This window comes from Bradyrhizobium sp. PRIMUS42, from assembly GCF_023006515.1.
Classification (GTDB): Bacteria; Pseudomonadota; Alphaproteobacteria; order Rhizobiales; family Xanthobacteraceae; genus Bradyrhizobium.
On sequence record NZ_JALBGZ010000347.1, the window covers coordinates 1 to 6,633 of the forward strand.

The 6,633-nt window shown below is 62.9% G+C and carries 6 protein-coding genes; 3 read left to right on the plus strand and 3 right to left on the minus strand.

All coding sequences use genetic code 11. From position 1 onward, the window contains the following. Positions 1 to 991: asparaginase (locus tag MOV75_RS22880; RefSeq protein ID WP_247006666.1), on the plus strand; the 991-nt coding region annotated here is incomplete at its 5' end. Between the two features lie 164 nt (positions 992 to 1,155). Here MOV75_RS22880 and MOV75_RS22885 read toward each other — a convergent pair. Continuing rightward, complete coding sequence (locus tag MOV75_RS22885) at positions 1,156 to 2,673, minus strand: outer membrane protein (RefSeq protein ID WP_246929815.1); 1,518 nt, start codon at positions 2,671 to 2,673, stop codon at positions 1,156 to 1,158. A gap of 334 nt (positions 2,674 to 3,007) precedes the next feature. Between MOV75_RS22885 and MOV75_RS22890 the strand changes: the two genes are divergently transcribed. Then, on the plus strand, positions 3,008 to 3,937 hold the full coding sequence (locus MOV75_RS22890) for an AraC family transcriptional regulator (RefSeq protein ID WP_258719560.1): 930 nt from the start codon (positions 3,008 to 3,010) through the stop codon (positions 3,935 to 3,937). Between the two features lie 142 nt (positions 3,938 to 4,079). On the opposite strand, the gene glnA is transcribed toward MOV75_RS22890, so the two are convergent. Both glnA and MOV75_RS22900 read right to left on the minus strand, forming a co-directional pair. Next, complete coding sequence (glnA, locus tag MOV75_RS22895; protein ID WP_246929819.1) at positions 4,080 to 5,489, minus strand: type I glutamate--ammonia ligase; 1,410 nt, start codon at positions 5,487 to 5,489, stop codon at positions 4,080 to 4,082. Positions 5,490 to 5,640: 151 nt separating this feature from the next. After that, positions 5,641 to 5,979 carry a P-II family nitrogen regulator gene (locus MOV75_RS22900; protein ID WP_007603495.1) on the minus strand — a complete coding sequence of 113 codons (339 nt, stop codon included), beginning with the start codon at positions 5,977 to 5,979 and terminating at the stop codon, positions 5,641 to 5,643. A 383-nt stretch (positions 5,980 to 6,362) separates the two neighbouring features. Here MOV75_RS22900 and MOV75_RS22905 point away from each other — a divergent pair. Continuing rightward, positions 6,363 to 6,633, plus strand: a 271-nt coding sequence (locus MOV75_RS22905; RefSeq protein ID WP_309486960.1) for an NAD(P)H-hydrate epimerase, incomplete at its 3' end; no start/stop codon positions are given.

Sequence of the window (6,633 nt, forward strand, 5' to 3'; positions counted from 1 at the left end):
CCTGCCGCGCATTCTCGTGCTGGCGACCGGAGGCACCATCGCAGGGCAGGCCGACGCGCGCGCGACCGGCGCCTACAAATCCGGCCAGATCACGGGCGAACAGCTGATGGCGTCGGTGCCGGGCCTGGACAAGCTCGCCAGGATCAACGCCGAGCAGATTTCGTCGATCGGCTCGCAAGACATGAACGACAAGGTCTGGTTCGCGCTGGCCCGTCGCATCCAGGATGCCTTCGACAAGAACGAAGCCGACGGAATCATCATCACCCATGGCACCGATACGCTGGAGGAGACGGCGTTCTTCCTCGACAACGTGGTGCGCGGCGACAAGCCGGTGGTGATCGTCGGCTCGATGCGTCCGGCCACGGCCGTCAGCGCGGACGGCCCCGGCAATCTGTACGAGGCGGTGCAGGTCGCCGCCGATCCCCGCGCGCGCGGCCGTGGCGTCATGGCCGTGCTGAACGACAAGATTCAAGGCGCCCGATCGGTCACCAAGACCAACACCACGAGCATCGAGACGTTCAGCTCTGCCAATGACGGCCCGGTCGGCTATGTCGACACCGCCGGTGGCATCCGGTTCATGACCCAGGCCGGCGGCTTCAAGCGGACGACATATCAACTCCCGGCCGGCGAGCAATTGCCCCGCGTCGAGATCGTCTACTCGCACGCCAACATGGATGCCGTTCCGATCGAGGACGCCATCTCCCACGGCGCCAAGGGCATCGTGCTGGCCGGGGTCGGCGACGGCAACACGTCGAAGCCGGCGCTCGATGCGCTCGAGGCGGCGGCGAAGAAGGGCATCATCGTCGTCCGGTCCACGCGGGTTCGATCCGGCTTCGTCACCCGCAACGTCGAGGTCGACGACGACAAGAACGGTTTTGTCGTGTCCGAGGACCTCAATCCGCAAAAGGCTCGCGTCCTCACCCAGTTGCTGATCGCGGGCGGCGTGACGGCGCCGGCCGAGCTGCAGCGGGCGTTCACGGCGACGTGGTAGAGCGCATTTTTGCACGTGAGAGGCGCGGCGACTGCACGTCGTCGCGGACGAGGGGCCCGACCATCGTCTTCGGCTGGGGCGGGACTGCTCGATCATGTCACGCCGCAGCGCAAGACGGCGTGAGCTCTGGACGCGAGTGCCGGTGAGACGGACTTTGTCTCCGATCAGTTGCGTGCCGTGGCCAGGCCGGGCAACGGATTGAGGTGGTAGTTCACTCCCAGTTTGAACAAATTCAGAGTCTGACCGACCTTGTCTGCTCCCGGGGCGATATTGCCCTGATCCGTCCCAGGGCCTGCACTGAGCGTCAGAATACCGGTGTCGGTATGCTGCTGCGCGATCATCTTGATGTAATCGTACTCGCCCTTGATCGACCAGTTGCCGCCCAGCGCGTATTCGGCGCCGACGCCAACGGCGATTCCGGAATGCACGGCCGTTCCGCTGGTGGATGCCGTGAAGAGCCCGGCCACAGCGGGGAGGGGTTCGACGGTGCTTCCCGAGTGTCTCTCGCTGGCGATCGCGATGCCGCCCTTGCCATAGATCATCAGTCGGTCGCCGACGACAAAACCCGCCCTGGCGCTGGCGATAGCCAGCCAGTCAATCGAGCTGTCGAGCTTGGTGACCGCAGTGCCGCCGAAGAACGCATCGGGACCCGTGAGAGTCTGACCGCCCCGCAGGCCCGTCCACATCCACTCGGCTTCGACGCCGAAGACGAGCGCACCGGACTGGACGTTGACGCCTCCGTTGACGCCGCCGAGCCAGCCGTTCACGTCGTAAGCGCCGCTTCCGGGATTGGCCGGATCAACGAACGTCGAGCGTTCCATGTGGCCGAGTCCGTAACCGCCCTGCACGCCCAGAAAAGCGCCGGTCCAGTCGGTGCCCGGCGCCGGTTTGACGGGCGGATAGATCGCATCGACCGTGGTCGCGCCAAGCCGGTAGTTCGCTCCGACCTTGACCAGGTGGACGCCGTCCTGCGTGATCGGCTCGTTCAGCCTGAAGTTGGGTACAGGTACGCCATTGAACGTGGCCGGACCGGCGAGGGGCGTGGTCCGCGTGCCGAACGCCACGTAGTCGTACTCGGCCTTGACCGACCATCGGCCATCAAGGGCGTATTCGGCGCCAAAGCCGATCGTGGGGGCCCAGCGAAATTCGCGGGCACTCAGGTTCTCGACAATCGTTCCGCCGAAAGCATCGTTGAGCGCCAGGTTGTACGAATGCTTCTCCCAGGCCCCGGTCAGCCCGCCCTTGGCGAAGACAAACCAGCGGTCGGCGGCGAGGCCGGCCCGCCCGGTGACGGTGGCCATCCCCTCGATTTTGGAATTGCCTGACGCCGTGACCGTGCCCAGGAAGAACGGCCCCATGCTGCCGATCGTCAGCGATTGTGAGCCGCCGATGTCAGCCCAGGATCCCTCCAACTCGACGCCGAACACGAGGCTGGCGATCTGCTTGTTGATGCCGATTTGCGCGCCGCCCAAGAAGCCGCCGGTGGGAAAGTTGAGTTGCTGGTTCGTCCAATCCTTCATGCCGCCGCCATAGCCGGCATGCACGCCGACATAGACGCCGCTCCAGTCGAAAGCGGGAGCCGGGAGTGCTGCCGCCTTGACGGGGAAGTCCGCGGCTGAAGCCGCCTGCGTCAAGGCAAGACCAATTGAAACAGCCGAAACAAATTTTCCCGTGATTGCCATTGAGCCCTCTGCAACCGGCGCGCGCATTTTGGAGCGACGTCAAGGAGCTATACTGGGAGTGGGCCGCTTCGGCTTGGGGCACGCGCTACACCGACTTGGACAGATCACCACAAGTCCGACGATTGCCATCACCTGTGATCGGCTTGCCACATCGGCGGGCGCGTCGGTCCGGCGCCGACGTCGCATCAGGCCGAGCCTGCATCGCTGCGCGAGCCGAAGCAGGCGCGGCCTGAAAGGGCTTTGAACGCTGCGGGATTTCCTGCGACAAAAGGAGCGCCGGGCAATCTCACTCTTATGGAGCGGTGCGTTGGATACGGGCGACGAATTGATCGCATTGGAGCTGTCCAGCTCCGCATTTGCCGAGCACGACAGGACGGAAGCCTTTCACCAGATCTACGGCCGTGAAATTCTCAAGCTGGAGATCGAGCCGTTGCCCGACACGGCGCTCCAGATTGACATGAAGTTGCGTGCACTGCCCGGAATGTCCGTGGCGGTCGCGACCGCTTCTCCGATTTTCTGTCGCCACACCGAAGCGATGATCGACAACGACGATCCGGTGATCGTGCTCAACCGCGATGGCGCGGCGACCCATAACCAGAATGGTCACGAGACGCATCTCGGTCCCGGCGACGCGATTCTGACGACGAATGGATTGCCGGGGACTGCGACCAACTACACGGCGAGGCGTGTGGTGACCTGGCGGATCAGCCGCGCGCTGATTGCGCCCATGGTCAGAAACTTCGACGACGCCATCGGCAGACCGCTCGACAGGCAGAATCCGGCGCTTTCGCTCTTTCTGGATTATCTCGGCATCGTCAATGAGAGACAGTCGCTCGCGAACGCCGCAATGCGGCGGGCCGTCGTGAGCCATATGCTTGACCTCGGTGCCCTGTTGCTGGGCGCGACTCCGGATGCCGCCGAGATGGCGAACAAGGGCGGCGTTGCGGCCGCCCGAATGCGGAGCATAAAAGCCCACATTAGCGCTCAGTCCGGCAATCCCGGCTTCAGCCTGGACGCCGTGGCGGCCAAGCAGGGCATCTCAAAATCCTATGTCCGCAGGCTGTTCGAGCTCGAAGGTACGAGCTTTACCGAGTTCGTCCTCAATCAGCGGCTGGCCTCGGCCTACAGGATGCTGACCGATGTGAGCCTCGCTGGCCGCTCGATCAGCGAAATCGCACATCAATCCGGCTTCAACGACATCTCGTACTTCAATCGCACCTTTCGCCGCGTCTACGGTGCATCTCCATCGGATATCCGTAAGTGAGCTGCAGGACGGGTAGAGCGAAGCGAAACCGATCCTAGCGTGCAGGACGGATTGCCCCTCGGCTGCTCCACCTGTGAACAACCCAAACGAAAAGGCGCCCCTCGCGGAGCGCCTTTTGACTGTCGCATGTAGCTCGGGCCGCTTAGCCCGAATAGTACATTTCGAACTCGACCGGGTGCGGGGTCATTTCGAAGCGGGCGACTTCGGTCATCTTCAGCTCGATGTAAGCGTCGATGAAGTCGTCGTCGAACACGCCGCCGTTCTTGAGGAAGCCGCGATCCTTGTCGAGGTTTTCGAGCGCCTCGCGGAGCGAACCGCAGACGGTCGGGATCTGCTTCAGCTCTTCCTTCGGCAGGTCGTAGAGGTCCTTGTCCATCGCCGGACCCGGATCGATCTTGTTCTTGATGCCGTCGAGGCCGGCCATCAGCATCGCGGCGAAGCCGAGATAGGGGTTGGCCATCGGATCGGGGAAGCGCACCTCGACGCGCTTGGCCTTCGGCGAGGCGGTGTAGGGGATGCGGCAGGAGGCCGAGCGGTTGCGCGCGGAGTAGGCGAGCAGCACGGGGGCCTCATAGCCCGGGACCAGACGCTTGTAGGAGTTGGTCGACGGGTTGGTGAAGGCGTTGATCGCCTTGGCGTGCTTGATGATGCCGCCGATGTAGTGCAGGCAGGTCTCCGACAGGTCGGCGTATTTGTTGCCGGCGAACACCGGCTTGCCGTCCTTCCAGATCGACTGGTGCACGTGCATGCCCGAGCCGTTGTCGCCGAAGATCGGCTTCGGCATGAAGGTGGCGGTCTTGCCGTAGATGTGCGCGACCTGGTGGATGCAGTACTTGTAGATCTGCATGTGGTCGGCCATCAGCGTCAGCGTGTCGAACTTCATGCCGAGCTCGTGCTGGGCGGACGCGACCTCGTGGTGATGCTTCTCGACCTTGACGCCCATCTTGGCCATGGCGCCGAGCATCTCGGAGCGCATGTCCTGCACCGAGTCCTGCGGCGGGACCGGGAAGTAGCCGCCCTTGGTGCGGATGCGGTGGCCGAGATTGCCGCCTTCATATTCGGTGTCGGAATTGGTCGGCAGCTCCGAGGAGTCGAGCCGGAAACCGGTCTTGTAGGGCTCGGCCGAGTAGCGCACGTCGTCAAACACGAAGAACTCGGCTTCAGGGCCCACGAACACGCTGTCGCCCACGCCCATCGACTTCACCATGGCCTCGGCCTTCTTGGCGATGCCGCGGGGGTCGCGGTTGTAGGGCTCGCCGGTGGTCGGCTCGAGCACGTCGCAGGTGATGACCATGGTGGTCTCGGCGAAGAACGGATCGATCGTCGCGGTGACCGGATCCGGCATCAGGCACATGTCGGACTCGTTGATCGCTTTCCAGCCGGCGATCGAGGAGCCGTCGAACATCGTTCCTTCGGCGAAGATGTCATCGTCGATCATGCTGACGTCGAACGTCACATGCTGCCACTTGCCGCGCGGATCGGTGAAGCGCAGGTCGACGTACTTGACGTCGTTGTCCTTGATCGATTTCAGGACGTCTTTGGCGGTCTTCATGCATACCCCTTTTGGCTCTGCGGGTCGGTTTCCAGATGAGCAAAATTATTCTCGCTCGGGCGAGTTTTGCGCGACCGCACAAACGAAATCAGGCCGCCGAAGCAGCCTTCATTCTAGTCGGAGTGTCGCAAAATTCGGGATAGCACCCGGCTCAGATAGCGTCCAGCCCGGATTCGCCGGTTCGGATGCGGATCGCCTCTTCGATGTTGGAGACGAAGATCTTACCGTCGCCGATGCGCCCGGTCTGCGCGGCGCGGCGGATCGCGTCGATGGCGCGCTCGACCAGATCATCGCCGATCACGATCTCGATCTTCACTTTGGGCAGGAAGTCGACGATGTATTCTGCGCCGCGGTAGAGCTCGGCGTGCCCCTTCTGCCGGCCAAAGCCCTTGGCTTCGGTGACAGTGATGCCCTGAAGGCCGACTTCCTGAAGCGCTTCCTTCACCTCGTCGAGCTTGAATGGCTTGATGATGGCTTCGATTTTCTTCACTGCGCGCCTCCCGGCCTTTCGATCAAATAGCAACGTCTTCGTCAGGATGCGCTTTTCTTAACGCACGATCTTGTCTTCGCTAAGCCGGGATACCTGACCTGTCCGGCAACAACGGCCGGCGACACACCTGATAAATGCCAGTGAGCACGACGAACCGAAGCGGCTTCCTCGAAAGCAGGGTCTATGCCAAGTTGCAAATGCCCTGATTATTGGAGCGTTATCAGTCTTTTAACGAGCATCTCTGAGTGGTGGCGCCAACCTGCACAAAATAGCGAAGACTACGAAATAGGCAAACGGTTCAATATGTGTGCAGATCGTTGTTCCCCGCGTCGGATCGGCGCGGAAGATGCCTGTTGAAAAGGCGATTGTGCTAGGGAAGTGGCATGGAAGTTCTGACCAACGCCGAAATGCAGCGGGCGGACCAGCTCGCCATCGCGGCCGGCACGCCCGGTTTCAAGCTGATGCTGAGCGCGGGACAGGCGGTCGCCGAGGCCGCCCAGGCGCTGGTGGAGGAGGGGCCGATCCTGATCGTGGCCGGGCCCGGCAACAATGGCGGTGACGGTTTTGTCGCAGCCGCCGAGCTCGCCGCCCTGGGGCGCGAGGTCTCGGTGATCGCGATGTGCGAGCGCGACCAGCTCCAGGGCGATGCGGCCT